This window comes from Fructobacillus pseudoficulneus (genome assembly GCF_900108455.1).
Lineage (GTDB): Bacteria > Bacillota > Bacilli > Lactobacillales > Lactobacillaceae > Fructobacillus > Fructobacillus pseudoficulneus.
Genome location: NZ_FNWS01000002.1, coordinates 77,209 through 104,185, shown reverse-complemented (window position 1 = coordinate 104,185; position 26,977 = coordinate 77,209). Strand labels below are relative to the sequence as shown.

Here is a 26,977-nt window from a genome sequence, read left to right as displayed (position 1 = left end):
AACAATTGTATGAAAAAGTATAAGGTTTACCAACCAAGAAGAACTTGGCTGCTGGCAACGACCTTTTTCGTTTCTAGTGGCTTAGCGGTCATTGATCATCAGCGGTCATATGTCGCACAGGCAGACCGTGTCACTCAATCGACCGAGGTCGGACCAGTAGTAGATGGACATGAAAAAGTTCCGCCTAATGATGGCGGTGTGACAGAAAAAACAGGGCAGGGACAGATTGAAGCTGTCGCAACCCAAACTAGTATTGAGACGGTCCAGCAGGGGGTGGAATCACCAAATAATAGTCGGGTGGCTCGGTCTACTGACCAACATTCAGTAACTAATGGCCAGCCGATCGCAAGTGCTGGTGAGCATGACCAGCAGGCAGAAACTGATAGTAAGCAATCGGTTGCCAAGGGTACGGATGCAGGAACTGCGGCCAAGCAAGGCAATGAAGCGACTACGACCAACCTGCCATTGAATTCTCTTTATGATCAGACTGCCTTGTCTTATGAACGATTAGTGAACCAGTTAGGTAGCCATGATGCTAATTTAAGCCCAAAGGGCGATGCGACTTTGACGAGTGACAAACGCTATATTGCCCAACCTGGACAGATGATTTTTGGTGAACCAGATAAACGTTTATTCGGGATTGCCGGTACTAAAAATGATTATTCCAATGTTTCGGAAATGCGTTTAGTTGTTGATAATGCCTTTAGTAAAAAGGTGGCTGACAAGGTTAAGTCGTTGGTTGTTACCGATGACAAGGGGTCAGAGACCCATTACTATCAAAGTCAAAACACACTGAGCCTTGGTGGTGGTGTTCCCTTTACGGCTAATATTTATTCGTCTAATGATTCCGCTTTAAACCCGCTTTATTACTTTAAGATGTTGCGGTCAACAATCGATTCCGTGGCGAATATTATTAGTATCGGGATGATTGAGGATAAGATGTCGGCTAACTACCAACAGGGACAGTATGGGATTTATTTGCGGGTAGCTGTACCAAAGGGAGTTGACCCAAATCAATTTATTCAGACCTTGAACCTTGATAATAGCCGCTTTGCTGCCGAAATGAATTTTAATGCGACCATTGGTTTGGGTTTGGATCGTTTGATTAATCAAATTCCAGGTTTGGGAAACTTGTTGTCGAAGGGGCTGGGTGTGCCAGTTTCCGGTAATATCGGTGGCGTGGTGGATTTGGTCTTAGGGAAGACGATTGAGCAGCTCAACCAGAAATATGGCACGAATTTAACGGCGAGAAATTCTGATAGCCCGTTTTATCCGATTACGCTTTATCCACAAGCAACGAAGGTGAACTTGGCGGAAGATCCCTATGGCGCCTATCTTTTGGTTCGTGGTGATGATTTGTCGCACTATAACAGTGCCATTTTGCAGGCTAAAATTTTGTTGACGAAGTTCTTTATGGAAAGCCTCTCCTGGGCTGGAAATATTCAGGGTGGGGCCTATGGCTATTTGAACTTTGATTTGAACCGCTATCCTGGTAACCTCTCCAGTGCCGAAATGAAGGAGTTGTATAACCAAGATGGTCAGCATGCGACCTTGGTCAAGGACATGGTCGACTATGCGGATGATAGTCCTTATAAGGTGTTGACTAAGTACCATTTACCACCACAGCCAATGGGCACGCCTTCTTGTCATTGAACACGATGGATGCTGACAATATGCTATCGCGCTTTAGCCATGACTATGGCAAAGAAGGTGACTTAGGGGAAGACATTGCTCTGCGGCGGGGAAGTCAGCACGAGCATCCGCTTGCTTTATCAAGGGTGAACACTTGGCGCGCCTATATTTCGCTGTTTGACCAGCAGAAAGTGCTGAATACCAAGCCGGTCGCCGGCCACTCAGAGGAGTAGGTGGAGGCCTTGGGCCAAGACCATGTTCTGGCAGGTCGTGATTTAGATCATCGGATGGTGGTCCTTGCTGATGGTGAAAACTTTTATGATCAGCTTGACCGTTTTGATCGTGTCATTGATTACTTTGACCACAGCGTTTTGCTGGACGGTCAGGGACAACACCCAAGCCAAGCGGTTAAGTCCGTTCGGCTAGTTCGGTCCGTTGACCCGGCTGGTCACAAGACCAGTCGAGAAGACTTTGCCATCTATAATCGTCCCTTCACGGTTTACTATCAAGGTGAAATGACCCTAGCGGACGGTCAGGTTATCCCACTGCGACCAACTCAGTTGAAGGTTTTGCAAAAGAATCAGTCCGTCGCTTCAAATGTCGACCAAGCAAAGACGGATGCCTTTCAAATTATTCAGAACCAGGGTGATTACATCAAGCAAATTATCCAGCGTTTGCAGCCTAAATTATTGGATAGTGATATCGCTTCTTACGGGCAAAAGATTGATGAAATTGTTGTTGAAACCAATCAGAAGCTGAATTTGGCTGACGATTCGACAGCCATTCAGCAGGTGCAAAAAGAGCAGAGCACTCGGCTGCTGTTTCTACAAAATGAGGCTGGTCAAGGTCGAGACTTAGCAATCGCTATTTTAAATGCCAGTCGTGACCATGGTTATCAGCAATTAGAACAAAAGGCCCTGGAAGTGACGGTTGCAGTTGACGATGCCATTGAGCTCAGCCCACAACAGAAGTTACTGTTAAAGAAAAGAATTGTGACGATTGTTGATAATGGGAAGCAGCAGATTGGCCAAGCAACTGATGCGGGGCAAGCAGAAAAGGCCTTACAACAGAGTATTCAAGACTTGCAAAAACTCTTCTTAAGTCAAAATAGTAAGGATGAAGCCTTAGCGACCTTGCAACAGGCTGGCGATGAAAAGAAAGCTGGTTTTGCCCAAATTGACTTGGTTGATGCGGATTCATTGGTGAAGCGACAGCAAGAAGTTGATCGTTTGGTTAAGCGTTATCAGGCGACCGTCAGCCGAGTTAAGACAAGTGCTGAACTTAGTAAGGTGTTGACGGAAGGATTGCAAGAAATCAACCGGGTTAAGAATCCTGTGCTGCAGGCCGCTTATCGACCAGCAACAACTGAAGATAAGGCGCTCGCCAAGCAAGCAATCGCTACCAAGGCGGAGGCCAAGAAAAAGGACTTTACCCACTTAGACCATGTTGATCAAACAAGTCTCAAGCAACAACTGACTGTGGTTGATCAAATGCTTTCAGAGGCAAATCAAGGCATTGATCGGTCTAAAACACAGGGCGAGGTTTTGCACCAGTTGCAAGATGGTCTGGCCAATATTGACGGTCTGGCCAATCCTGATTTGCAAAAAGATTATCGGGCTGTCACTGAAGAAGATAAGCAAAGTGCAGCTAAAGTCATTGACCAGGCTGGTTCTGACCGCCAAGAGCTGTTGAATCAAACGCAGCATGCCGACGAAAATAGCCTGGCAATTCAAACGGCCCTGGTTGAACAAGCAGTCAGCCAGGCCAAATTAGCCATTCGCGAGGCACAAATCAAAAAAGATTTGCGAGAAGCAATCAATCAGGGACAAGCAGCTGTCTATGCCGTGGCCTTACCTGACTTGCAGCGAGACTATCAGATGGCTAGTCAAACCAGTAAAGACCAAGCCCAGGCGGAATTACGTCGGGCCGGTCTTGACCGCCAAACGGATTTTCAACAGATTATCGGTGTTGATCCTGAGAGCCTATCAAAGCAAAGTCAGTTAGTGGATCAAGCAGTGGCCAAGGCGATTAACGCAGTTAGCCAAGCTGATACTTATCAAAACTTGGATGATGCTGTCGCAACAGGTTTAGCGGCCATTAATCAAGTTGATGAGCCAAGTATCAGAGAAGAGTTGCAAGCGCCAAGCACGGCCGAAATTGCCCAGGCTAAGAAAATTATCGAAGCGGCTGCAGCGCTAAAAGAAAATCGCTTTAACAAGATTGCTCATGTTGATGGCGCCAGTTTGTCGCAGCAATTGGCAAGCATTCAAGCAGTGGTGGACAAGGCTCACCAAGCAATTGACCAGTCAAAGACTAAGGGACAGGTTGTTTTGGCCATGAAAGGAAGCTTGAATCAATTAACGAGCATTACCGAGCCAAAATTAGAAAGAGCCTACCAACTGGTGACGGCACAGGATAAGTTGATTGCTAACCAAAAATTGGCGCAGCAGGCGAGCGCAAAGAAGGCGGCATTTGCTGATATCAGCCATGTCGATCCGATTAGCTTGGTTCGCCAGCAATTGATTGTTGATCAGGCCTTAACGGCAGCTCAACGAGCAGTTAACCAAAACGTTATTCAGGCTGACTTAACAGAAGCACTCGACCACGGCATGACGGCTATTGAGGCAGTGACCGAGCCAACCGTGCTACGTGACTTCCAGTCCACGACGGCAGCTGATTTCGAGCAGTCTGACCAGATTTTGCGTGGGGCGGCAGAAAAGAAAAAGCAGCATTTTGCGGCGATTGTCCATGTGGATGCAACTAGCTTGAAAGAGCAGGTGGCGGTGGTTGACCGACTGCTGAAGAACAGCCAGTTCCAGGTTCGCCAAACAAAGCTCATCAGCCAATTTAATGCTGCTTTGCAACAAGGATTAGTAGCACTTGACCAAGTTAGTGATCCGATTCTTGAATTTGACTACCAGCCGGTTACAAATGATGATCGCGAAATGGCCTTAGGAATGGTTGACAGAATTGGTCAATACAAAAAGGATGCAATTCATGCCGTTAACCATGCTGATGCGGCTAGCTTAAAGCAGCAAGAAGCTGCGGTGGAAATCGCCATTAGTCAGGCTAAAGAACAAGTGAAGCAAGCAAAAAATCAGGGTGAGCTGAAAAAAGCAATGGATGATGGCATCGCACAGATTGATAGTGTTGCTGACCCAGTAATTCAAGAAGACTTTCAGCCCATTAGCCAGGCAGAAAAAGATCAAACAGAGGGAATTATTGACGATTTGTACAAAGGCAAAGTCACTGATTTTCGGGCAATTGACCATGTCGATAAGAATAGCCTGGCCCAGCAATTAGCTCTCTTGCTGCAAATCAAGACCAATGGGCAACAAGCACTGCTAATATCACAAAATAAGGGTGAATTGGCAGCTGCTTTGAAGAAGATTTTAGAGCAGATGCAACAGGTGGCCGAGCCGGTAAAGGCAATTGACTATCAACAGCCCAACCCAAGCGATGTAGCTGATGCGCAGCGGTTGTTGCAAGTAGCGGTCGAAAAGAAACGTTTAAGCTTTGCAAATTTGATTGGGGTTGACCCAAGCAGCTTGGCCCAGCAAAACCAACAATTAGACCAAGCCTTGCAAATTGCCATTGCCTCGGTTGCTTTGGCAAAGACCAATCAAGAATTAAAAGACGCCTACCAAAATGGGTTGACGGTGGTCAATGAAGTTGCTGCACCGGTTGTGCAAGAACCGTTCCAACCAGTCAGCGGAGCGGACCGCGAAAAGGCCGCCAAGGCGATTGCCTTGATTGTTGACCGGCAAAAAGAAGCGTTCCGGACGATTAATCATGTTGATCCTAGTAGTTTACAGAAGCAAATTGATCAACTGAATGCCATTGAACGACAAGCTCAACAAGACCTTGCCGGAATCCAGGTTAAGGGTGAACTGAATCAATTGGTCCTAGCTGTCATGGATAAAGTTGCCGTGGTGAGCAATCCGACTTTGCTAGCGAATTATCAACCAGTTAGCGAAGCCGACAAGGACCAGGCCATTCAGTCTTTGACCCAACTTGCTGCACAGCAAAAACGAGACTTTGCGGCCATTAGCCATGTTGATGGACAGAGTTTGAAGGAACAAAACCAAGCGCTTGACCAGGCCCTAGCAGCCGGGCAAGGCGGTATTCAAGCGAGTCAAAACCAAGGCGAATTGAACGCGGCATTCCTGTCGGCTGTTCAGGCCATTCAGTTAGTTTCATCGCCGGCAATCTTAGCAGATTTCCAACCAGCAGATGAAAAAGGTCACTGGTTAGCAAAGCAGCAGATTGAAAATGCCTTAACGACTCGAGAACAAGCGTTTAATCAGATTGACCATGTTGATGATGCCAGCCTGGCAAAACAGGTTCAATCCCTGAATCAGGCAGGTCAAACAGCTTTTGATAACCTTGCCAAAGCTCGGACAGTTGGTGACCTGCGCCTGGCGCTGGCAGCTGGTATAGCAGCTATTTTGCAAGTACCTAATCCAGTGGTTCAAGCCGATTACCAACCAGCGACAGCAGCTGAGATAGCAGCCGGTCAAGCAGAAATTCAGACGGCGGCTGATCAAAGAAAGCAGGCCTTCCAAGCGGTTGCCGGTGTTGATATGACTGAACTAGTCCAGCAGGAAGCAGAGCTGCAAAAGATTCTTAATGAAGGCTTAGTGATGGCTGCTGTAACGCCAAACCGTCATGACCTGCAACAAGTTGTGGCTTACTACAAGGCTAAGATTGGGGCGGTGACATTACCAAAGGCTTTGTGGATTTTCAGAACACCCTCTGCCGATGATAAGCAGGCAGCCAAAAGTCAAGTGCGCTTAGCCAGCTTTGCCAAGCATACTCACTTTGATCGAATTGATGGTGCTGATGTGAGCTCCCTAATCTTGCAAAGAGTAGCGGTTAACCAAGCTGTTCAGCAAAGCTACAATCAAATCGACCAAAGTACGATGAATTTAGGGGCCTTAGCAGCGGCCAATCAGGTGGTGACAGCGATTGAAGCAGTAGCTGACCCGGATCTTTTTCGGATTGCTGAACCAGCAGATGATACTACGGCTGTAGCAGGAAAAGTGGTAGTCGAACCAGCAGCGAAGTCGCTGATTAGCGACTCTACAAAATTAAAGGACTTGGATTTTGATGAAGTTAAGGTGCCAAGGTCACAAAAGACTGATGCAAGTGTTGAAGATCAAAACGATGTAACAGTTACAAAAATTGTCTTGCCAGAAACGTACAATGGCCAGCCGAAAGCTGTGGTTAGTCAAGTTGACCAGGCGGTTGCTTTGCAGACAGACTCGTCGGTAAAACAACAACTGCCAGGAACTGATCATGCCATTCGCGGCGCATGGTGGCGGTTAATGACAGTTCTCTTGCTTTCATGGTTAGTGGTGGTCGTTTTTGGCCAGAAGCTATATCAAAAATTGCAAAAGAAGTTCCAGTAAACGAATTGTAACTAGGTAAAAAGTTTTTGAATGCAACTGCCAATTAGTGTTTTTACTATCAGACACTTTAGGCTAAAGAGTTCAATTGACCAATTGGTCAATTGGGCTTTTTTATTTTGTTTGAAAAGAATTGCTGGGAGAGGCTTTATTTCTGAAATTGCTGTGCTATAATTGGTGGCTGATGACAATTTGGAAAGGAAAAGTATACTAATTGGACTAGTATACAGGTAACGCATATGCCAGCAGTATTTATGCGGCGAGCACAGGCTCGTGATGTCTCTGAAATCGTCACGATTTTGCAGACCGCCAAAGGTTATTTGAAGGAACAGGGGATTGACCAATGGCAATCCGATTATCCAAATGAAGCCACAGTACAAGCGGACCTCGATGCACAACAAGGTTTTGTCTTGGTGGTTGATGATCGGGTTGCGGGTTATGCCGCTGCTTTTGAAGGGGAAGACCCATTATATACAGATATTTATGATGGGCAATGGGCCGATAGTGGTCACTCCCACGATTATGCTTCGTTGCATCGGGTAGCAATGTCCGATGATTTCCGGGGCCAACGGTTAACGCCGCGCTTCTTTACAGCATTGATTTCATTTTTCTATGCTCGCGGGGCACGCGACTTCCGGATTGATACCCACCCGGGCAATATGCCAATGCAAAAAGTAATTGCCAATAACGGCTTTGAAAAGCGTGGTTCAATTCACATGATGGAAGCAGATCACATTTCAACGGAACGTTGGGCATACCAACTCATTATTAATGATTAATAAAAAGGTTATCAGCAAACAGCTGATAACCTTTTTTATAATCTCGATTTAAAATTGTCTGTTTAAATTAGGGTTAGTCCTTATTCTTGTAGGGCTTGCATGGCCAAGTGGTGTGGCCCAAGATTTTTACGGTCTGGCACCCAGGTGAAAAAGGTTAGTTCTGGCTTTGGTAGCAGTGCAAAAATTAAGTCGACTTCTTTTTGATAATGCTTGGCATATTGTTTTTGGAGTGAAGAAACGAGAATTTTAGAATCTGAAACAACCTCTAAAATGGGGGCGGTTTTCAATTGGTCCAGCTCTAATTTGATGGCCCAAATCAATGCTAAAAATTCTGCCCCATGGTTACTTTGGCAGTCGGCTAGTCGCGTTTTTTCTTGTCTTTGTTGACCGTTTTGAACTAAGACTAGTCCCGCACTAGCGCGGTGACTATCACTTTGATAGGCGGCATCGATGGCTAATCGCATGACGTTTTTGTTCCTCACTCTTTTTCTTTAATTCTAACGATACCAGAATGCGGCAGTAAATGGTAAAATAAAAGATGTCTAGATAAGCTGAAGGAGAATTTTTATGGGTGTAACACGTGGTTTTTACCAACCCAAAACAGATGGAAATAAAATCTTTTGGATTTTATGGTCTTCTGTCCTATTGAGGAGCCCCATTTGGGCGAGTGAACTTTTTTATAATTTGAACTTTCGCTGGCTGGCCTTTACCCTGTTCATTATTCTGGTCGGGGTTTTGACTTGGTTCCGCCGGCAAATGCGTTTGACCGGAACAACTTTGGAGATTACCCGTGCCTTGCGTTTACGCCAAGAAACGGTTGATTTGTCTGCCAGTGATGTGACTTGGTCAATTGAAAAGAAATGGTTAACCCTAACGGTTGCTGGAAAAACACGGCGTTTTTCTCTTAACAAAAAGTTAGCTGCTGCCTTGAAAGGAATCGCCTAAATGGCTGCAGAAGAGCAAATCACATTGACGATTGACCAAGAAAGTGGTCGTTTGGATGCCGTTTTGGGTCAAGCTAATTTGCCATACTCGCGGTCAACCTTATCTGCTTGGATTAAAGATGGCGCGGTATTGGTTAACGATAAGAAGGTTAAGCGTTCTTATACCGTGAAGGCCGGTGATGTCATTACGATTAACCCACCGGCTGTTCAAGAAACCGCCCTGGAGGCCGAAAACATTCCGCTAGACATTGTCTATGAAGATGATGATCTCTTGGTGGTCAATAAGCCGCAGGGGATGGTGGTTCACCCAGCTCCGGGACATTTCGGGGGCACCTTGGTCAACGCCTTGATGTATCACGCACCGCTTTCAACGATTAACGGAGAATTCCGTCCAGGAATTGTCCACCGAATTGACCGTGATACATCCGGTTTGTTGATGGTGGCTAAAAATGATCAGGCCCATCACGCTTTAGCCGAAGAGCTGAAGGCCCATAAGACTCAGCGAATTTACTATGCCTTGGTTAAGGGAAACTTTAACGAAAATGAAGGAACGGTTGATGCACCAATTGGTCGTCATCCAAAGGACCGTAAGAAGCAGGCCGTCGTTGCTGGTGGCCGCGATGCCGTGACCCATTTTAAGGTTTTGGAACGCTTTAATGGTTACACATTACTGCAGTTGGCCTTGGAAACGGGTCGGACGCATCAAATTCGTGTTCACTTGGCCTACATCGGCCATCCGGTCGTGGGGGACGCCGTTTATGGCCACCAAGACCGCATTGTGAATATTAAATTACCGGGTCAATTGCTGCATGCCAAGACTTTAGTTCTGACGCAGCCAACGACTCATGAAGAATTACGTTTTGATTCAGAATTGCCCGACTTATTTGAAAAAGTCTTAGAAGGGCTGCGGGCTAACCAGGCAGGAAAGCTCGATAACTAATTGCAAAAAGACGGTCATGACCGTTTAGAAAGGATTCTTGATGGCAAATAAAGTTGTTTTAGACCAAGACTCAATGCAACGTGCTTTGACGCGAATCACTTATGAAATTTTGGAACGAAATAAGGGTGGTCAAAACCTGATTCTAGTTGGAATTAAAACGCGGGGCGAATATTTGGCCCACCGAATTGCGGACCGACTGGAACAGTTGGAACAGGTACAAATTCCAGTGATGGCCATTGATGTCACGAATTATCGTGATGATCATTTGGATGCCAAGGATGATTTGGGCCTTGAACCAGATGAAAAGTTGAACATTGCCAACCAAAACATTGTCTTGGTTGATGATGTTTTGTTTACTGGCCGAACAACTCGGGCCGCCTTGGACGCCTTGATTCAAATTGGCCGTCCCCAAGCGATTGCTTTGGCAGTTTTGGTTGACCGTGGTCACCGTGAACTACCAATTCGGGCGGACTTTGTTGGTAAGAACATTCCAACGGCCCAGAATGAAAAGATTAAGGTCAAGGTTAAGGAATTTGACGGTGAAGATTCTGTTGAAATCGTTCACTAGCATTGTCCTGGTTACTTGGCTTCCCCGCCTTTGAATCGGTATTGGGGTAATATTGGGCTTAAAGTTCAAATTAAAATGAGTGAGAAGGGATTATATGGAACGGCATCTTATCTTAGAAGATGGTACAGTTTTTTCTGGCCAAGGATTTGGCGCTCCGGCAACAACCTTTGGTGAAATCATTTTTGATACAGCGACATCTGGTTATCAAGAGACCATCACAAATCCAATTTACGATGGTCAAATGATTGTTTTTGCGATGCCCGTTGTTGGTGCCGATGGAATTCACGCGGAGGCATATGAATCGACGGCTCCGACTGTGCGTGGGGTAATTGTCCATGATTTGGCGGAGGTCTCAACCAACCGGCAACGACGGATGAATTTGGACCGTTTTTTACAGCATCATAATATTCCCGGTCTTTATGAGGTCGATACGCGTAAGTTAATCCGTCATCTCCGTGAAACTGGTCCACAGAAGGCCACGATTGTTGATGTGGTTGATGACCATGCGGTTGACCAACTGGTCGCTACGGTTTTGACCAATAAGCAGGTACAAAATACGGCGACACCAAAGGCCTATGCTAATCCTGGCCATGGTTTTCATATCATCGTGATTGATTTTGGTTTAAAAAATGGAATTTTACGGGTTCTGGGTGACTATGACGCGAACGTCACGGTTTTGCCTTACACCACGACGGTTGATGAGGTCTTAACCCTTGATCCAGACGGCATTATCTTGTCGACTGGTCCTGGAAACCCTGAAGATTTGCCAGATTCTGTGCTGACTTTGATTCGAGTTTTGCAGACCAAGGTGCCATTATTAGGAATTGGTCTGGGGCACGAGTTGCTTGCTTTAACCAATGGGGCGGCCTTGCAGGCTTTGCCAGCCGAATACCACGGGATGAACCACCCAATTCAAGAAATTATTTCCCAACAAATTTTTTACGCTCGGCAGGGACGGGGTTATGTCATCGATATGGATTCGTTGGATAACAAGAAGCTCTTTGTGACTCACCGAGACTTGGTGGATAACTCCGCTCAGGGTATTCGTTTACGAGACTATCCGGCCTTTTCGGTTCAGTTTTTCCCAGATGGGGCACCGGGACCGTTAGAGGCTAACGGCATTTTCGCAGACTTTTTTGAAACGGTAGCAGATTATGTACAAAAAAATAACTGAAACACCGGTTGAAAAAGTATTGTTTATCGGTGGTGGCGAAACAGACTTTGGCCTGCAGGGTGAAAGTGATGCCGCAATTTATCAAGTCCTGCCAATTTTGAATGGACTTGGTTATACAATCACAGTGGTTGATGATAACCCGTATTCACTGGCATTAGAATCGCCAGCGGCTACCGGGATTTTAAAGACCCTAACTGTGGCCAATATTAAAAAAATTATTCAAGATCAGCAGATTGATGCTGTTTACCCACTTTTTGGTGGCATTCGAGCTATTCGCTTGTGGGACCAAGTGGTGGCTGAATGGCGGCTGGAAGATGGTCAGATTCCGCAAAGTTTAGGCCTCGCAGCTGCTGACTTACATCAAATTAACAACGGGACCCAGCTGTTTCAGCGCTTAGATGAAGCAGGCTTAGGGGTAACCGCCTCGGCCGTCATTCAGACGCAAGATGAAGCCAATGAGTTACTCCGTGAATTGGAATTGCCGCTGGTTGTCCGGGCTCAAAAGCCCATCCAAGGAACAACACGACAAATTGTTGACCGTTTGGATGACTTTGACCGAGTGGTTCAGCAGGTAATGGATCAGTCATTAACCAATGAGGTTTTGATTGCTAAGGCAATCAATGGTTTGAAGGAAATTTCTGTCTTAGTTGTCCGCGACCGCGATGGCAACTGCCTGCAGGTTGGGGCAGCCGAAGATATGGACCCAATTGGAATCCATACGGCTGATTCTTTGTCCGTGGCACCGGTGCTAACCATTTCAGATCCGGTGATGCAAAAAATGCGGGCCCAAGCCTTTTTGATTGCCAATATGATTGGCCTAAAAGGGGTCATGCACGTCCAGTTTGCTTATGACGAAAAGACTGGCAAAATCTATGTCATCAAGGTTTCTCCTTATTTGGACCAATTGGCTAACCGGATGGCTGTCATGACGGGTTATCCCGTGATGCTGGTTGCTGCGCAGCTGGCAATGGGCATTCGTTTGACTAATGTCTACCTACCAAATGCCTTTCACCAGAAGACGGCGATTATGGAGCCGGTGATGGACCATATTGTCGTTAAGTTGCCGGTCTTTCCATTTGGGGACTTAGACGCCTCCAACATCACGGTTAACCGGCAATTGAATTCTGTTCAGAAGTCGGTCGGGTCCGCCCTCGGGTTTGGCCGGACGTTTGTCGAAGCCATGGAAAAGGCGATTCGGTCGGCGCACTTTAACAACCGGTCGTTTTCACCAAAGTATATGGCGGATGTTTCTGATGATGAGTTAATCCAGCAGTTGATTCACCCTCAAGATAACCGGGTTTTGCTGCTGATTGAAGCACTTCGTCGCGGTTATGAGGTTGACGAATTAGCGGAATTGACTAACATTGATGAATTTTATTTTTATCAGTTGAAACGACTGATTGAGATTGAACGTTCGGTTGATCAAAGTAACAAGGATGCTCAGTCACTGCGAATGGCTAAGAAGTCAGGGTTTTCGGATGGTTTAATTGCCCGCTTTTGGGATACAGACTTTCAAGAAGTGCGTCAATTAGCTCGGTCTCACGATGTGATACCAACTTATAAGGCGCTCGAACCTTCGGCCGGAGAATTTCCAGAGCATGAGCGGCAATTCTTTGCCACATTTGAGGAAGAAAATGAGTCGGAACCAGTTGATAACCAATCAGTTTTGATTATCGGTCCGGGAGCCTTTCGAATGGGTGATGGGGTCTCAGCGGGCTACATGACGAGTATTACCTTGTCAGAGTTGCATCGCTTGGATTATCAAACGATTATCATGAATAACAACGCTGCTGATTCGACTCTGTTACCACATTTGTCGGATAAGCAGTATCTGGAACCGCTGGAAACTTCCGATGTGATGTCCGTTGTTGATTTGGAAAAGCCACACGCCATCTTAGTACCGGGAAACCGGAAAAAGTTGATTGCGGCTTTGACCGATTTGAATCAAAACGTGATTGTCTTTCCGAAAGAAAAGCACCATCCAGCAAGACCAGAAGCTGGTCAGTCTGAATTTTGCCTAAATTTCTTTTATGATGGACAAACGAAGCATCCATTGGTGATTTTGCAACAGCGGCCAGGTGAAAGCCGACTGTTGAAGCAAAAAATCAATTCTGACTTTATTGACGACTTAGACTTGTCTAGCCCAGGTTTGTATCAAGTCATTTGGCGAGCAGATATTGATACTTGGGTTGACCAAGTCTCCCTGCCTAATTTGACAGTTGATACCTGGTTACGGCCAATGCCATATGGGCATATTGCTTACCTGACGAAGGCGCTTGGCATGCCGCTTGGCCGGATGGTTGTCCGGGCTTGGGTTGACAAGTTAAACGAGGCTGATCGAAAGTTCTTGGCAAAGATGGCCGCTAACCATGAAGGGGCATCACTGGCGATGGTGACTTCAGACACGGATTACGCTTTGCACCTGCAGCCGGACAAGTCATTAGACATGACCCGGTTTGAAATGGGGGCCAAGTTAGTCCCATTTGAAAGTGAGCAAGCTGATGGGGAAAAGTAATCAATACGATACGGTAATCTTATACGGCCTGATGCTGCAAGAGGATGCTTCTGGTAATTACCAGGTAAAAAAGGACAGTAGTCCACACCCCTGGCGGATTGGTAAGCACACCAAGGGCAAATTAATTGGTCCGGGACAAATTTTTTTGACCGAGCAAAATCAACGGGTTTTGCTGGTCAAGACGGAACCACTCTCCTTTAAAAAGCGTCACGACTACCAGCCAATGAGTCGGTTTACCAGTGAGACGCTCTCATTAGAACAATTTGAATGATAAAAGCATAATAAAAAGGACCTGCTTGCAGGTCCTTTTTTAGTTCAAATCATATTTACGGTTAACGTTAAAGAAAAAGAGCAAACCGTTTAAAGCGATGATGGCAGCCGAGACTAAGAAGATTGCCCGGTAATCAAAGAGGTTGGCAACGGCAGCCCCAAGCATTGGGCCCATCACGGAACCAACCGCCTGGAAAGATTGGTTATAAGAAAAGACTCGTGAAACCATTCCCTCGGGGGAGTTTCTCGTCAACAACGTTTGAATGGATGGCAACATCGTTGAATCCGAAATTCCAACCGCAAAACGTAGAAGAATCAAAAAGACAATTGAGGTAACAAAGGCGGTTGGTACGAAAGCCAAAACGGCCATCACAAAGCCGGCTTGAATGAGATATTTGGTCCCAATTTTATCGCCTAAGCGACCAAAGACTGGTGCAAAAATCACGGTTGCTAGACCAGGCATGGAAGCTACAATCCCAGCGAAGAAGGTGACGCTACCATGGTTATGGAGAACTTCCCGGACAAACAGAGAGACAATCGGACTAATTGACATGTTAACCGTTTGAATCAGCATCGTCGTGATAAAGAGGGAAACGAGTAATGGCTTTTTTGGCAAAGTTTTCCAGGTCACATTTGCCTGCTTTTTTTGAGCGACAACGGGATCGACCTTATGCTCCGTAACAAAGAGCCAGATAAAGATGAAAACAACTAAGAAGATGACACCGGTTAGATGAAAGAGGGTTCGATAGGAAACGACGGTTGCCATCGCACCACCGAACAGAGGACCAATGAGCTGTCCACCGGTAAAGCCAGTGACGATGACGCCCAGTGCCCGGCCAACGGATTCCTTTGGCGTTTGTGTGGCAATCAGCGCATTGGCGTTTGAAACGAAACCACCTAAGGCTCCTTGGATTGCCCGTAGGGCTAACAGTTCCCAAACGTTTTGAATGAAGCCCATCAAAAACAGACTAACGGATAGCCCTAAGGCTGCCCGCATCATCATTAGCTTGCGGCCCTTCGTGTCAGCGACTTTACCCCAAATGGGTGAGACAAAGGCGGTTACCAAAAAGTTAATGGCAAAGGCGGCGCCAGAGTAAAAGGTTAATTCTGTTTTGGAAAAATTACCCAGAGTGTCGATGTAAAGCGGCATGAAGGGTAAAACTTCTGAAAAGGCGATTCCAGTCATGAAAACGGCAATCCAGACAATCCAGACATTGCGTTTCCAACTATTTTCATCTTGATCGGTGTCGGTCATTTAGTGCCTCCTGAAATGAGAGAATTTTAATATGCTAAAGAGATAGTTTACTACTTTTTTTTAGAATATGCACGAAAGCAATATATCATTTTGATGTACAAAGACATATTTGTGAAAAATAGTATTGATATTGCTGAAAATGCCGTTCTGGAGGCAAAAAACTTGTTCAGAATGTTAAACTACACTATAATAGAAAGTACCTAAATTCGTTTCATAATGCGTTGCCAAGCTGGGTGACTGTTTTCTTACGCCTAGGCTGCTGCTAGGCTATTTTTGATTAAAGGAAGGTTGGTGCGATGCCTAAGTATCACGAATATACAGCCAATCAAGTGTTAGACATGGTCAAGGGTTATTTGCCGGATGACCAAGTAGTTCAGGTGCAAGCTGCCTATGATTGGGCAAAGAATTTGCATGCTAAGCAGCGCCGCCATTCGGGTGAACCCTACATTATTCATCCAATTCAAGTGGCTGGGATTTTAGCCGAACTAAAGATGGATGGACCAACTATCGTTGCTGGTTTTCTGCACGACATCGTGGAAGACACACCGGTTAGTTTGGAAGACGTCACGGAACACTTTGACCCGGTCGTCGCCCGGATTGTCGATGGCGTGACGAAGATTTCCAAAATTAAGTACCAAGATTCCAAGGTGCAACTAGCCGAAAATCACCGCAAGTTGCTTTTGGCGATGGCCAAAGATATCCGCGTGATTATTGTCAAATTGGCCGATCGTCTGCATAATATGCGCACATTGGATGCTTTACGTCCTGAAAAGCAGCGGCGGATTGCCCATGAAACTTTGTCCATCTACGCGCCACTAGCCGACCGGCTGGGAATTTCTGCCATCAAATGGGAACTAGAAGACCTCTCTTTGGCCGTGTTGGAACCTGATGCCTATCACAAGATTGCCGGCCTAATGGACATGAAGCGTGACGAGCGCATCAAGTCAATCCAGGTCGCTGTCGATAAGATTGAGGATAGCATCCATGAATTAGGATTGGAAAACGTCGTTGTTTACGGTCGTCCTAAGCACATCTATTCAATTTATCGCAAATTAGTTGACAAGCATAAGTCGTTTGGCGAAATTTATGACTTGTCGGCTATCCGAGTTTTGACCAATTCAATTCCGGATACCTATGCCGTTTTGGGGGCCATTCACGCCCACTGGACGCCAATTCCAGGCCGCTTTAAGGACTATATTGCTTTGCCAAAGCCAAACGGCTATCAGTCACTGCACACGACGGTGATTGGCCCTTCTGGTCGACCTTTAGAAGTGCAAATTCGGACCCACGCGATGCACCAAGTGGCGGAATACGGGGTTGCGGCCCACTGGGCCTATAAGCAACATCACGGCACATCGAACCAGTCCGCGGATGTAGAAGACCAAAACGAACGCGCTCTAAACGTGATTCAAGGAATTTTGGAACTGCAGGAATCCGCAACAGATGCCCAAGACTTTATGGATTCCGTCCAGGCCGACCTCTTTGTCGACCGGGTCTATGCTTTTTCACCCGCTGGCGACGTCTATGAGTTGCCAAAGGGGGCTGGTCCACTTGATATGGCCTTTGCCATTCACTCAAACGTCGGCATTAAAACGACTGGGGCGAAGGCGAACGGTCGGATTGTGCCGCTCGATTATAAGATCCAAAACGGCGACATTATGGAAATCCTAACGAGTTCAAACGCCACTCCTTCACGGGACTGGTTAGACCTCGTTTCAACGCGAAAAGCCCGGCATAAGATTAAGCATTTCTTGAAAACCCAGGACCGCGAGGACAATATTCAAAATGGTTTGGATGCCATCTCGCAGGCCTTGATTGATGCCCACTTTAACCCGGCCGATTTCTTAACCGACGACCAAATTACCGCGGTGGCAGAAGCAATGCAGGCTGGGACACGAGAGGATTTGTTGGCCGCCGTTGGTTATGGTGACATTTCTCGCTTGGGCGTTGCTAAGGAATTAACCCGCCATGTTCGTGAACAGCAAGAAGCTGCGCAAGCTGAAGAGCTGCAAAAGAGCATGCTCGAAAATGGTCAGGCGATTAAAAAAGAGCCACAGGTGCCAAAGCAAAAGGCACGTGACCGTGATAAGCAGTCGGACGTGGTCATTGCCGGTGTGGATAACTTACTTGTCCGCCTCTCTGGCTGCTGCACGCCTGTACCAGGTGATCCGGTGACGGGCTATATTTCACAGGGACGTGGAATTGCCGTTCACCGCTTTGATTGCCCAAACATTCATGCGGCTCAGCAAAACGGCCGTCGCCTAGTTGACGTCGTTTGGGCCGATGAAAACGGTCAGCGCCCCGACTACACCGCCGATTTAACCATTCATGCGGAAAACGAACCTGGTATCTTAAATGCCATTCTACGGTCGTTAAATGCCCGGACTCGTTTCATTAAGGGCATTAATGGTCACGTAACGAAGGGCGGCATGGTGCAGGTTCAGGCTTCGATTGGTGTATCAAATGTGGCCCAGTTAAATGGCATCATCGATTCCTTATCATCTGACCGGTCGGTTTATGATGTTAAGCGAACGATTCACTAATTGGTAGCGACTGAAAATCTTTCAAACAACAGCAAAAAAGCGAACAACTGTCTCAGACAGCTGCTCGCTTTTTATTTTGTTATCAATTAATTTTTACGACCAAACCAGTAAACCAGTCCAAAGGGAATCGTGGACTCGGTTCCAGCAAAGATTCGACCGATATTGTTGCGGTGGCGGTAAAAGACAAAAACCGTCAAAACAATGGCAACGATTGATAAGATGATGTCTTGGTAATAGAAGACGGACATCACGGTCGCAAAACTAAAGCCAACCATTGAGGCAACCGAAACCATTGAAAAGAGAATTAAGCAGGTGATGAAAACGGCACAGACCATTAAGAAGAGTGGCGTGTTGTAAACCGAAAGAACACCGGCTGAGGTTGCCACGGCCTTACCACCCTTGAAGCCAATCCAAATTGAGAAGGTGTGACCGAGGATAGCGGCTAAACCAACGAGCATGACGTTCACGTGTTCCCAACCAAAGATAGTTGGTAAGAGAGCGGCCAAGGCTCCCTTGAAGATATCCATGAATAAGACGATGGTACCAGGAACTGGTCCAAGAATTCGAAAGGCGTTGGTGGTACCAATGTTACCGGAACCTTCAGTCCGGATGTCTTTATGGTAGAAAAGTTTTCCTAACCAATATCCTGGCATCAATGACCCTAAGAGGTAGGCCAAGACCAAGATGAAAATGATTTTGATCATGAGAATTTAAACTCCTTTAAGTAAACAAGAAACAGCAATATTTATTCTACCATAGGATTTTATTTTGACTAGGTTAATCTTACTACCATGACTGAAAATGTGCCCGATATTATTTTTGCTGGTCTGGCAAAGTTTCATTTTTCCTATTGTCAGTTTGAAAATTTTAATCTATGATAATTATTGATTGTCTAACATGAACCGAGGAGATAGTTGGTTGATGTTTAGATGAAATGACGATTAAGGAAGAAGACCGTGGCAAAGCAAACACACTACGACTCAGATTCAATTAAAATCCTCGAAGGGCTAGAAGCCGTCCGCAAGCGACCTGGAATGTACATTGGTTCGACGGATGGACGAGGACTCCACCACTTGGTCTATGAAATTGTTGACAACGCTGTCGATGAAGCATTGGGTGGCTTTGGAAACGATATTCGGGTCACAATTGAAGAAAATAATGCCATTACTGTTCAAGATTTTGGGCGGGGGATGCCAGTGGGAATGCACTCATCTGGAAAACCAACGCCAGAAGTTATCTTGACTGTTCTGCACGCCGGTGGAAAGTTTGGCCAGGGAGGCTATGCTACTTCTGGAGGTTTGCACGGGGTTGGTTCTTCCGTGGTCAATGCCCTATCTGAAAACTTGAAGGTGACGATTGTTCGCGATGGTCACCGTTTTGAAGAGACTTTTGAAAATGGTGGAAAGCCAGTCGGGACGTTGATTGATTTGGGCGCTACCAAAGACAGTACCGGTACAACGGTGACCTTTAAGCCGGATGCAAGCATCTTTTCAACGACGGTCTTTAAGTTTGATACCCTAGCAGAACGCTTGCGTGAAGCAGCCTTCTTGATGTCTGGGGTTAAGTTCACTTTGACTGACAAACGAGTTGACCCAGTTCATGAAGAGGTTTACCACTACGAACATGGTCTGCAATCATTTGTTGGCTTCTTAAACGAAGAGAAGGAAGCCCTCGGTCCAGTAATGACCTTTGAAGGAACGCAAGACGGTATCTTGGTTGATGTGGCGGCTCAATATAACGATGGTTATTCTGAAACGCTGTTGTCCTTTGTTAACAACGTTCGGACACAGGATGGTGGAACCCATGAAATGGGCTTCCGCTCTGCTTGGACGAAGGCCTTTAACGAATATGCCCGTCGGGTCAACTTGTTAAAGGAAAAAGATAAAAACTTGGAAGGGTCAGACGTCCGTGAAGGTTTGTCGGCCGTGATTTCTTTGCGTGTGCCAGAAAAACTGCTTCAGTTTGAAGGGCAGACTAAGGACAAGTTAGGAACGACCGAAGCCAGAGCTGCCGTTGATGGCGTGGTGAATGAAACGCTGTCACGGTTCTTGCTTGAAAATGGGGACTTTGGTCAAAAGATTGTCCGCAAGGCGTTGCGCGCTCGGGAAGCCAGAGAGGCAGCCCGTAAGGCCCGTGAGGAATCCCGGACTGGTAAGTCAAAGGGAAAGCGCGATCGCTTGCTTTCTGGTAAGTTGGCGCCAGCACAATCAAAGAATGCCGATAAAAACGAATTGTTTTTGGTCGAGGGTGATTCGGCCGGCGGTTCGGCTAAGCAAGGTCGTGACCGTAAGTTCCAGGCCATCTTGCCTTTGCGTGGGAAGGTCTTGAATACACAGAAGGCCAAGCTGGCTGACATTTTGAAAAATGAGGAATTATCAACACTGATTTATGCCATCGGTGCTGGTGTTGGTCCTGACTTTAATTTGAAGAATGCCGCATTTGATAAAATCATTATCATGACCGATGCCGATGATGATGGAGCTCACATTCAAACCTTACTTTTGACTTTCTTCTATAAGTACATGCGCCCCTTGATTGAGGATGGCCGAGTTTACATTGCTTTGCCACCACTCTACCGGGTTAAGTACCGTGGTAAAAAAGATGATGATTTTGCTTGGACCAACGATGAATTGGCACAAGTAACATCAAAGTCAAAGACTAAGTATGAATTAACGCGATTCAAGGGGTTAGGTGAAATGAATGCTCCTTTGCTTTGGGAAACAACGATGGATCCAGAGGCACGGACATTGATTCGCGTTAAGATTGATGATGCCGTTTTGGCTGAAAAGCGCGTGACTACTTTGATGGGTGATAAAGTTGACCCACGTCGCCAATGGATTGAAAGCAACGTTCAATTTACCCTAGAAGAAGATGGGTCAATCTTGGACAATGTTGCCGGTGGTGATGAAGCCAACGCTCAAGTCTTTGAACAGGCGATGGCTGGTCAACAACCAGCAGATGATGCCGATGGGGCCGACGAAAAGCAGGCTGCTAGTTCAAAAAAGAAACAATCGACAAATGGTGCCGCTGATGATGAATCAGCCGCTGACCACTTTGAAAATTTGGATTTGTTCAAAAAAAATTATTAGGAAAGGTTGGGGATTGTCGTTATGGCAGACCGCATTACAGAGCTTTCACTGGAAGCTGTGATGGGGGAGCGTTTTGGTCGATATTCGAAATATATCATCCAAGAACGAGCTCTTCCAGATATTCGCGATGGCTTGAAGCCGGTCCAACGGCGGATTTTGTACGCCATGGACCAGGATTCAAACACCTATGACCATCCATACCGTAAGTCGGCTAAGTCAGTCGGAAACGTCATGGGTAACTTCCACCCCCACGGGGATTCCTCAATTTATGAGGCGATGGTTCGTTTGTCGCAGGATTGGAAGGTCCGCGAACCATTAATCGATATGAACGGGAACAATGGTTCAATCGATAACGATCCAGCTGCCGCGATGCGGTATACGGAATCACGGTTGACCAAGCTGTCTGGTGAAATCTTAAAGGATTTGGCCCAAGACACGGTCGAAATGGTTTTGAACTTTGATGATACGACTTATGAACCAACAGTCTTACCATCACGAGTGCCCAACCTCTTTGTTAACGGGGCCACGGGGATCTCTGCTGGTTATGCCACGGATATTCCACCGCACAACCTAAAAGAAATCAACCAGGCCTTGGTTTACTTGCTTGACCATCCCGATGCTTCTTTGTCAGCGTTGATGAAGTACGTTAAGGGACCAGATTTTCCAACTGGTGGTATCATCCAGGGAATTGATGGGATTAAGCAGGCCTATGAAACGGGTCGTGGCCGGGTTGTTGTTCGGGCCAAGACAGAAGTCTCAGACCTTAAGGGTGGCAAGCAAAAAATTGAGATTACAGAACTACCTTATGAGGTGGTTAAGTCAACCTTGGTTGCTAAGATTGATGCCATCCGCGTCAATAAGGAAGTTGCCGGCATCACGGAAGTTCGTGATGAATCGGACCGTGAAGGAATGTCGATTGTCATTGAATTGGCTCGCGATGCCTCTGCTGATGGCATTTTGACTTATTTGTTCAAGAAGACTGATTTGCAGATCTCTTATAACTTCAATATGGTGGCCATCCACGATCAACGCCCAGTTTTGGTAACGTTGAAGGATGGTTTGCAGGCCTTTATCGATTTCCGTAAGGAAGTGGTTTTGAAGCGGTCGGCCTATGATTTGAAGAAGGCCCAGGCCCGTCAGCACATTGTCGAAGGGCTAATTCGGATGTTGTCCATCCTGGATGAAGTGGTGGCAACAATCCGGGCGTCAAAGAACCGCAAGGACGCCACGGAAAATTTGGTTGACCAGTATGACTTTACCAAGGAACAGGCAGAAGCCATTGTGGCCTTGCAGTTGTACCGCTTGACCAATACCGATGTGACACAGTTGGAAGACGAGCACAAGGCTTTGGCCGAAAAAATTGCGGCTTTGCAAAAGATTTTGAACGAAGAAGAAGCCTTACATGAAGTCATCCGGACAGAGTTAAAGGCAATTACCAAGGAATATGCAACGCCACGGTTGACGGTGATCGAAGACGAAATTGAGTCTTTGGTCATCGATACGGCGGTGACGGTACCAGATGAAGATGTGCGCATCTTGGTCTCAAGGAATGGTTATGCCAAGCGGTCATCGCTTCGGTCATACAAGGCCTCAGCTGCTGACAATGGCTTGGCCGATGATGACCCAATCATCTTGAACCAAACGGCCAACACAACGCAGCATCTCTTGCTCTTTACCAACTTGGGGAACTTGATTTATCGACCAATCTTTGAATTGGAAGAGTACAAGTGGAAGGAACCGGGTGAGCATTTCTCCCAGGCCCTATCAAATTGGGATAGTCAAGAAAGCATTATCGAAGCCTTTGTTATCGATGATGTTGATAGTGAGGCGAACTTCTTGTTGGCCTCAAACGACGGCTTTATCAAGCAAAGCCAAATTAAAGACCTCGTACCAAAGTCTTACAAGAAGAAGTCCGCAGTGGTGATGAAGCTCAAGACGGCTGATTCTCGGGTAGTGACCGCTCAGCCAATTACGAATCAGACCGAGGTCATGGTGCTGGCCAAGACCGGTTTGGCATTACGCTTTGCCTTGGATGACGTGCCAGTTGTTGGTGCTCGAACGGCCGGGGTGAAGGCGATTAAGTTGGGCGATGATGACCAGGTTGTCAACGTTTTGGCCTTGGCTGCGACGGATAAGTACCTGGCTTTGGTCACCAATCAGGGAACCTTTAAGTATAGTGCCATTGATGAAATTTCTGTTGGGCACCGTGCTAACAAGGGGATGCAGGTTCTTAGCCCCCGCAAGACGGTTGAATATCACATTACGGCCGCCACGGCGCTTGGTGCTGACCAGGCAGCTCTGCGGATTGAAACCGACCGGTTGAAGACTTTTGACATTCAATTGGCTGATCACAGCGTGTCAAGTCGAACCAGCAACGGACAAAACCTGATTGACGTTAAAAGTGATGGCCAAGCAGTCGCCATTTTCCCATTAAATTTGCAGGAAAATGACTAGGCAAAATGAGTCAATTCGGGTTACAATCAATGTAATGAACACCGCTACAAATGCGGACTAGAGGAGTTAAAAACATGGCAAAAATTCAAGTTTTTGGACACAAGAACCCTGATACAGATACTGTTGCTTCTGCAATGGGCGCTGCTGATTTGTTGGCACAACAAGGCCTTGAAACGCAGGCAGTTGCTCAGGGAAAGCCAAATGCTGAAACACAATTTGCATTGGACCACTTTGGCCTGGAAGCCTTACCAGTGATCGACAAGGCCGAAACAGAAGAAGTTGTCTTGGTTGACCACAACGAAGCTGCTCAATCAGTTGATAACTTGGCAGATGTTCAAGTTTACGGCATCTATGATCACCACAAGTTTTCATTTGAAAACGCCACCCCTTTGTACATTACGGCTAAGCCATGGGGTTCTGTTTCAACAATCTTGTACTTTGAATACAAGCAAGCTGGCTTGACGATTCCTGCTAAGGTAGCTGGAATGTTGGCTTCTGGTTTGATTTCAGATACTTTGTTGTTGAAGAGCCCAACCACAACTGATGTTGACCGTCAGGCTTTGCCAGAATTGGCTAAGATTGCTGGGATTGATGACTTGGAAGCATACGGTTTGGCCATGTTGAAGGCTGGAACTGATTTGTCAACGCGGACAGATGAAGAATTGTTGGAAGGGGATGCGAAGTCCTTTACCATGGGTTCACATGAATTCCGGATTGGCCAAGTTAACACAGTTGATATTGATGATGTTTTGGCTCGTCAAGCAGGTTTGGAAGAAGCAATCAAGGCTGCTGGTTACGAAGACTTCTTGTTTGTGATTACTGATATCTTGAACTCAAACTCAAAGGGACTTTACATCGGTGATGCACCTGAAGCCATCGAAGCTGCCTTTGGTCAAAAGTTGACGAACAATGTAATCGACTTGCCAGGTGTGGTTTCACGAAAGAAGCAAGTTGTGCCACCATTGCAGGGTCAGTTCTAATAACTTGACTTTGTGTCGATTTCGTTAAGAAAATCTTAAAATTGGGCTTTACAGCCGCTTGAAATCTATGTATAATATTTACTTGTATTGACAAGCAAATAAATTTTTATAAAAAAATCTAACACTGAGGAGCAGGGAATATGCGTATTCATGTCGTATTAGGCAATGATGAAACTGGAGAGCGTATTTACTTGACGTCAAAGAACCGTCGTAATACGCCTGATCGTTTGGAGTTGAAGAAGTACTCACCAAAACTTCGTAAAGTGGTAACATTCAAGGAGATTAAGTAATGGCTAAGAAATCAAAGATTGCAAAGGCAAAGCAACGTGAAGCTTTGGTAGCAAAGTATGCTGACAAGCGTGCTGCTTTGAAGGCTGCAGGTGATTACATCGGTTTGGCAGCTTTGCCAAAGGATTCATCACCAGTTCGTGTCCACAACCGTGACCAAATCGATGGTCGCCCTCACGGATACATGCGTGAATTTGGTATGTCACGTCTTAACTTCCGTCAATTAGCTCACAAGGGCCAGATTCCTGGTGTTCGTAAGGCTTCTTGGTAAGTTGAAATACCACGAAAAACCACAGCATTGCTGTGGTTTTTTTCTTTGGGCTGCTAACCTTGCTTTTGTAATGAAAATCGGCTATTATAGAAGTAAGTTAATTTACATAGAAATTGTAAGTGAGCGGGTCAGGGGGATTTGACCGGCTCATTTTTTATGATAGAAAGTAAGGAGTTTGGATGGCACAGGCAAAAAATCAAGCCTTGCTGGATATTTTAGAACCAATTATTGCAGACCAAGGTTTGCTGTTATGGGACTTAAATATTAAGCAAGTTGGCGGCCAAAAAACGGTTGAGGTCCTGGTTGACTTACCAGAGCATCAAAACATTTCGATGGCCCAGATTACTGAATTTACCCAAGCAGTCAACGAGGCACTGGATAGTGCTGAAGTTGATCCGGTGCCCGGTGAGTATATGTTAGACATTGCTTCGCCAGGGATGGATCGATCACTTGCTTTGCCTTGGCACTTTGCCTGGGCAAAGGATGGCGATTTAGCGGTGACGCTAGCACTGTTTGCTGCAAAGGATGGTCAAAAGAAGTGGACTGGTGAAATTACGGATTTGCGTGATACCGGTTTGACTTTGCAAACGGACCAAGAAAAGTTAGAAGTAAACTTTGATGAAATTGCCAAGGCCATTGTGGCCGTCCAATTTTAATCTGATTGAAAGTGGAGAAAGCAGATGAGTAAAGAATTAGTACAAGCCCTAGATGCTCTAGAGCAAGAACGTGGTATTGATCGGGCGGTTGTCGTAGAAGCTTTGGAAAACGCTCTAAAGGCTGCTTACAAGAAGCAGTACAACGCTGCTCAAAATGTTGAAGCAACTTTTGATGATAAGAAGGGTCAAATGACCATCAAACAGGTCAAGTTGGTTGTCTTGGATGATGACTTGGTTGATCCTGATACTGAAATTTCATTGACAGAAGCCCTCAAGATTAACAAGGCCTATGAAGCCGGCGATGAAATTCGCTTTGACGTCACGCCAAAGGACTTTGGCCGGATGGCTGCTCAAGCGGCTAAGCAGGTCATCGTACAAAAGATGCGTGAAGCTACTCGCCAAGCCATCTATGATAAGTACCAAGATTACCAAGATGAAATCATCACGGGTGAAGTTGAACGACAAGACAGTCGTTTCTTGTACGTGATGTTGCCAGGTAAGCAAGAAGCGGTGATGACACCGGCCGACCAAATGCCAACGGAAACGTACCGGATGCGTGATCGAATCAAGGTTTTGGTCAGCAAGGTTGATAACTCTTTGAAGGGGCCACAAATTTTTGTTTCACGGACGGCACCTGATTTGGTTAAGCGTTTGTTTGAACAAGAAGTACCAGAAGTTTATGATGGAACTGTCGAAATTGTTTCGATTGCCCGTGAAGCTGGCGACCGGTCAAAGATTGCGGTTTACACGCACGATGCTGACCTTGACCCAGTTGGGGCCTTGGTTGGACAACGTGGTGCCCGTGTGCAAGCAGTTGTCACTGAACTTGGTGGCGAACACATGGATATCGTTGAATGGGTCGAAGATGAAGCGCAATACATTGCCAACGCTTTGAACCCAGCCGAAGTGACTGACGTCATTTTTGATCCTGAAAATGAACAAGCCGTGACGGTGATTGTTCCAGACGACCAATTGTCATTGGCAATCGGTAAGAAGGGGCAAAATGCTCGTTTGGCTGCTCGCTTGACTGGCTTTAAGATTGATATCAAGGCAGAAAGCGAAGCCCAAAATTTGGCAGCACAGGCTGCTAATCCAGCAACTGACTTAGACGATGAGGCAGTTGTTCCAGAAGATGAAGCAGCTGATGACCAAGTTGATGGTGATGTTGCTTCAACTGACTCAGAAGACTAAGCAATTAAAGGAGGTTCTTT

The 26,977-nt window shown here is 46.2% G+C and carries 21 protein-coding genes; 18 read left to right on the top strand and 3 right to left on the bottom strand.

Annotated features, from left to right (window positions below; translation table 11 throughout):
* The first annotated feature begins 9 nt into the window (after positions 1 to 9).
* The 4 genes from BLW39_RS02540 to BLW39_RS02525 all read left to right on the top strand — a co-directional run bounded on the left by BLW39_RS02540 (position 10) and on the right by BLW39_RS02525 (position 7,819).
* Positions 10 to 1,653, top strand: a complete 1,644-nt coding sequence (locus BLW39_RS02540) for a hypothetical protein (protein ID WP_059377044.1) — start codon at positions 10 to 12, stop codon at positions 1,651 to 1,653.
* Positions 1,644 to 1,865 carry a hypothetical protein gene (locus BLW39_RS02535; protein ID WP_143404249.1) on the top strand — a complete coding sequence of 74 codons (222 nt, stop codon included), beginning with the start codon at positions 1,644 to 1,646 and terminating at the stop codon, positions 1,863 to 1,865. Before BLW39_RS02540 ends, BLW39_RS02535 begins: the two co-directional genes overlap by 10 nt.
* A complete protein-coding gene (locus BLW39_RS02530; protein ID WP_059377040.1) occupies positions 1,866 to 7,043 on the top strand; it encodes a coiled-coil domain-containing protein in 5,178 nt (1,725 codons plus the stop codon). It abuts the gene before it with no gap.
* Between the two features lie 236 nt (positions 7,044 to 7,279).
* Positions 7,280 to 7,819, top strand: a complete 540-nt coding sequence (locus tag BLW39_RS02525; RefSeq protein WP_082138819.1) for a GNAT family N-acetyltransferase — start codon at positions 7,280 to 7,282, stop codon at positions 7,817 to 7,819.
* Between the two features lie 80 nt (positions 7,820 to 7,899).
* On the opposite strand, the gene BLW39_RS02520 is transcribed toward BLW39_RS02525, so the two are convergent.
* Positions 7,900 to 8,283 carry a reverse transcriptase-like protein gene (locus BLW39_RS02520; RefSeq protein WP_059377037.1) on the bottom strand — a complete coding sequence of 128 codons (384 nt, stop codon included), beginning with the start codon at positions 8,281 to 8,283 and terminating at the stop codon, positions 7,900 to 7,902.
* A gap of 103 nt (positions 8,284 to 8,386) precedes the next feature.
* Between BLW39_RS02520 and BLW39_RS02515 the strand changes: the two genes are divergently transcribed.
* From BLW39_RS02515 to BLW39_RS02490, 6 genes are all read left to right on the top strand, one after another.
* Complete coding sequence (locus BLW39_RS02515) at positions 8,387 to 8,764, top strand: EbsA family protein (RefSeq protein WP_059377036.1); 378 nt, start codon at positions 8,387 to 8,389, stop codon at positions 8,762 to 8,764.
* Positions 8,765 to 9,703 carry an RluA family pseudouridine synthase gene (locus tag BLW39_RS02510; protein WP_059377034.1) on the top strand — a complete coding sequence of 313 codons (939 nt, stop codon included), beginning with the start codon at positions 8,765 to 8,767 and terminating at the stop codon, positions 9,701 to 9,703. It begins immediately after the preceding gene.
* Between the two features lie 40 nt (positions 9,704 to 9,743).
* On the top strand, positions 9,744 to 10,271 hold the full coding sequence (gene pyrR, locus BLW39_RS02505; RefSeq protein WP_059377032.1) for a bifunctional pyr operon transcriptional regulator/uracil phosphoribosyltransferase PyrR: 528 nt from the start codon (positions 9,744 to 9,746) through the stop codon (positions 10,269 to 10,271).
* 94 nt (positions 10,272 to 10,365) lie between these two features.
* On the top strand, positions 10,366 to 11,445 hold the full coding sequence (locus BLW39_RS02500; protein ID WP_059377030.1) for a carbamoyl phosphate synthase small subunit: 1,080 nt from the start codon (positions 10,366 to 10,368) through the stop codon (positions 11,443 to 11,445).
* The gene (locus tag BLW39_RS02495; protein WP_059377028.1) at positions 11,426 to 13,960 is read left to right on the top strand and encodes an ATP-binding protein; all 2,535 of its coding nucleotides are present in this window, start codon (positions 11,426 to 11,428) and stop codon (positions 13,958 to 13,960) included. The genes BLW39_RS02500 and BLW39_RS02495 overlap by 20 nt, the downstream gene beginning before the upstream one ends.
* Positions 13,947 to 14,231, top strand: coding sequence for a DUF7671 family protein (locus BLW39_RS02490; protein WP_059377023.1), 285 nt, complete (start codon positions 13,947 to 13,949; stop codon positions 14,229 to 14,231). The genes BLW39_RS02495 and BLW39_RS02490 overlap by 14 nt, the downstream gene beginning before the upstream one ends.
* A gap of 39 nt (positions 14,232 to 14,270) precedes the next feature.
* Here the strand turns inward: BLW39_RS02490 and BLW39_RS02485 are convergent, their stop codons facing one another.
* Positions 14,271 to 15,485, bottom strand: coding sequence for an MFS transporter (locus BLW39_RS02485; protein ID WP_059377018.1), 1,215 nt, complete (start codon positions 15,483 to 15,485; stop codon positions 14,271 to 14,273).
* Positions 15,486 to 15,781: 296 nt separating this feature from the next.
* On the opposite strand from BLW39_RS02485, the gene BLW39_RS02480 reads away from it, so the two are divergent.
* Positions 15,782 to 18,028, top strand: a complete 2,247-nt coding sequence (locus BLW39_RS02480) for a RelA/SpoT family protein (RefSeq protein WP_059377013.1) — start codon at positions 15,782 to 15,784, stop codon at positions 18,026 to 18,028.
* An 86-nt stretch (positions 18,029 to 18,114) separates the two neighbouring features.
* Here the strand turns inward: BLW39_RS02480 and plsY are convergent, their stop codons facing one another.
* Positions 18,115 to 18,732 (bottom strand): glycerol-3-phosphate 1-O-acyltransferase PlsY, encoded by a 618-nt coding sequence (gene plsY, locus BLW39_RS02475; protein WP_059377006.1) that lies wholly within the window; start codon positions 18,730 to 18,732, stop codon positions 18,115 to 18,117.
* A 252-nt stretch (positions 18,733 to 18,984) separates the two neighbouring features.
* Here plsY and parE point away from each other — a divergent pair, with 252 nt between their 5' ends.
* The 7 genes from parE (at position 18,985) to nusA (ending at position 26,957) form a co-directional block, all read left to right on the top strand.
* Positions 18,985 to 21,117: a DNA topoisomerase IV subunit B gene (parE, locus tag BLW39_RS02470; RefSeq protein ID WP_074717724.1), complete on the top strand. Its 2,133-nt coding sequence runs from the start codon at positions 18,985 to 18,987 to the stop codon at positions 21,115 to 21,117.
* Between the two features lie 21 nt (positions 21,118 to 21,138).
* Complete coding sequence (parC, locus tag BLW39_RS02465) at positions 21,139 to 23,571, top strand: DNA topoisomerase IV subunit A (protein ID WP_059376996.1); 2,433 nt, start codon at positions 21,139 to 21,141, stop codon at positions 23,569 to 23,571.
* Between the two features lie 74 nt (positions 23,572 to 23,645).
* Positions 23,646 to 24,551, top strand: a complete 906-nt coding sequence (locus BLW39_RS02460; RefSeq protein ID WP_059376988.1) for a manganese-dependent inorganic pyrophosphatase — start codon at positions 23,646 to 23,648, stop codon at positions 24,549 to 24,551.
* A 140-nt stretch (positions 24,552 to 24,691) separates the two neighbouring features.
* The gene (gene rpmG, locus BLW39_RS02455; protein ID WP_002815032.1) at positions 24,692 to 24,841 is read left to right on the top strand and encodes a 50S ribosomal protein L33; all 150 of its coding nucleotides are present in this window, start codon (positions 24,692 to 24,694) and stop codon (positions 24,839 to 24,841) included.
* Entirely contained in the window at positions 24,841 to 25,110 is a 270-nt protein-coding gene (gene rpsN, locus BLW39_RS02450; RefSeq protein ID WP_059376981.1) for a 30S ribosomal protein S14, read from the top strand. The genes rpmG and rpsN overlap by 1 nt, the downstream gene beginning before the upstream one ends.
* A 179-nt stretch (positions 25,111 to 25,289) precedes the next feature.
* A complete protein-coding gene (locus BLW39_RS02445; RefSeq protein ID WP_059376972.1) occupies positions 25,290 to 25,766 on the top strand; it encodes a ribosome maturation factor RimP in 477 nt (158 codons plus the stop codon).
* A gap of 24 nt (positions 25,767 to 25,790) precedes the next feature.
* Complete coding sequence (nusA, locus tag BLW39_RS02440; RefSeq protein WP_059376969.1) at positions 25,791 to 26,957, top strand: transcription termination factor NusA; 1,167 nt, start codon at positions 25,791 to 25,793, stop codon at positions 26,955 to 26,957.
* Positions 26,958 to 26,977: the final 20 nt, after the last annotated feature.

Coding starts and splice junctions, on each gene's coding strand:
- BLW39_RS02515 (WP_059377036.1), top strand. CDS start 8,387: ATGGGTGTAACACGTGGTTTTTACCAACCCAAAACAGATGGAAATAAA.
- BLW39_RS02480 (WP_059377013.1), top strand. CDS start 15,782: ATGCCTAAGTATCACGAATATACAGCCAATCAAGTGTTAGACATGGTC.
- BLW39_RS02495 (WP_059377028.1), top strand. CDS start 11,426: ATGTACAAAAAAATAACTGAAACACCGGTTGAAAAAGTATTGTTTATC.
- BLW39_RS02485 (WP_059377018.1), bottom strand. CDS start 15,485: ATGACCGACACCGATCAAGATGAAAATAGTTGGAAACGCAATGTCTGG.
- nusA (WP_059376969.1), top strand. CDS start 25,791: ATGAGTAAAGAATTAGTACAAGCCCTAGATGCTCTAGAGCAAGAACGT.
- BLW39_RS02525 (WP_082138819.1), top strand. CDS start 7,280: ATGCCAGCAGTATTTATGCGGCGAGCACAGGCTCGTGATGTCTCTGAA.
- rpsN (WP_059376981.1), top strand. CDS start 24,841: ATGGCTAAGAAATCAAAGATTGCAAAGGCAAAGCAACGTGAAGCTTTG.
- pyrR (WP_059377032.1), top strand. CDS start 9,744: ATGGCAAATAAAGTTGTTTTAGACCAAGACTCAATGCAACGTGCTTTG.
- BLW39_RS02520 (WP_059377037.1), bottom strand. CDS start 8,283: ATGCGATTAGCCATCGATGCCGCCTATCAAAGTGATAGTCACCGCGCT.
- plsY (WP_059377006.1), bottom strand. CDS start 18,732: ATGATCAAAATCATTTTCATCTTGGTCTTGGCCTACCTCTTAGGGTCA.
- parC (WP_059376996.1), top strand. CDS start 21,139: ATGGCAGACCGCATTACAGAGCTTTCACTGGAAGCTGTGATGGGGGAG.
- rpmG (WP_002815032.1), top strand. CDS start 24,692: ATGCGTATTCATGTCGTATTAGGCAATGATGAAACTGGAGAGCGTATT.
- BLW39_RS02490 (WP_059377023.1), top strand. CDS start 13,947: ATGGGGAAAAGTAATCAATACGATACGGTAATCTTATACGGCCTGATG.
- BLW39_RS02540 (WP_059377044.1), top strand. CDS start 10: ATGAAAAAGTATAAGGTTTACCAACCAAGAAGAACTTGGCTGCTGGCA.
- BLW39_RS02445 (WP_059376972.1), top strand. CDS start 25,290: ATGGCACAGGCAAAAAATCAAGCCTTGCTGGATATTTTAGAACCAATT.
- BLW39_RS02500 (WP_059377030.1), top strand. CDS start 10,366: ATGGAACGGCATCTTATCTTAGAAGATGGTACAGTTTTTTCTGGCCAA.
- BLW39_RS02460 (WP_059376988.1), top strand. CDS start 23,646: ATGGCAAAAATTCAAGTTTTTGGACACAAGAACCCTGATACAGATACT.
- BLW39_RS02510 (WP_059377034.1), top strand. CDS start 8,765: ATGGCTGCAGAAGAGCAAATCACATTGACGATTGACCAAGAAAGTGGT.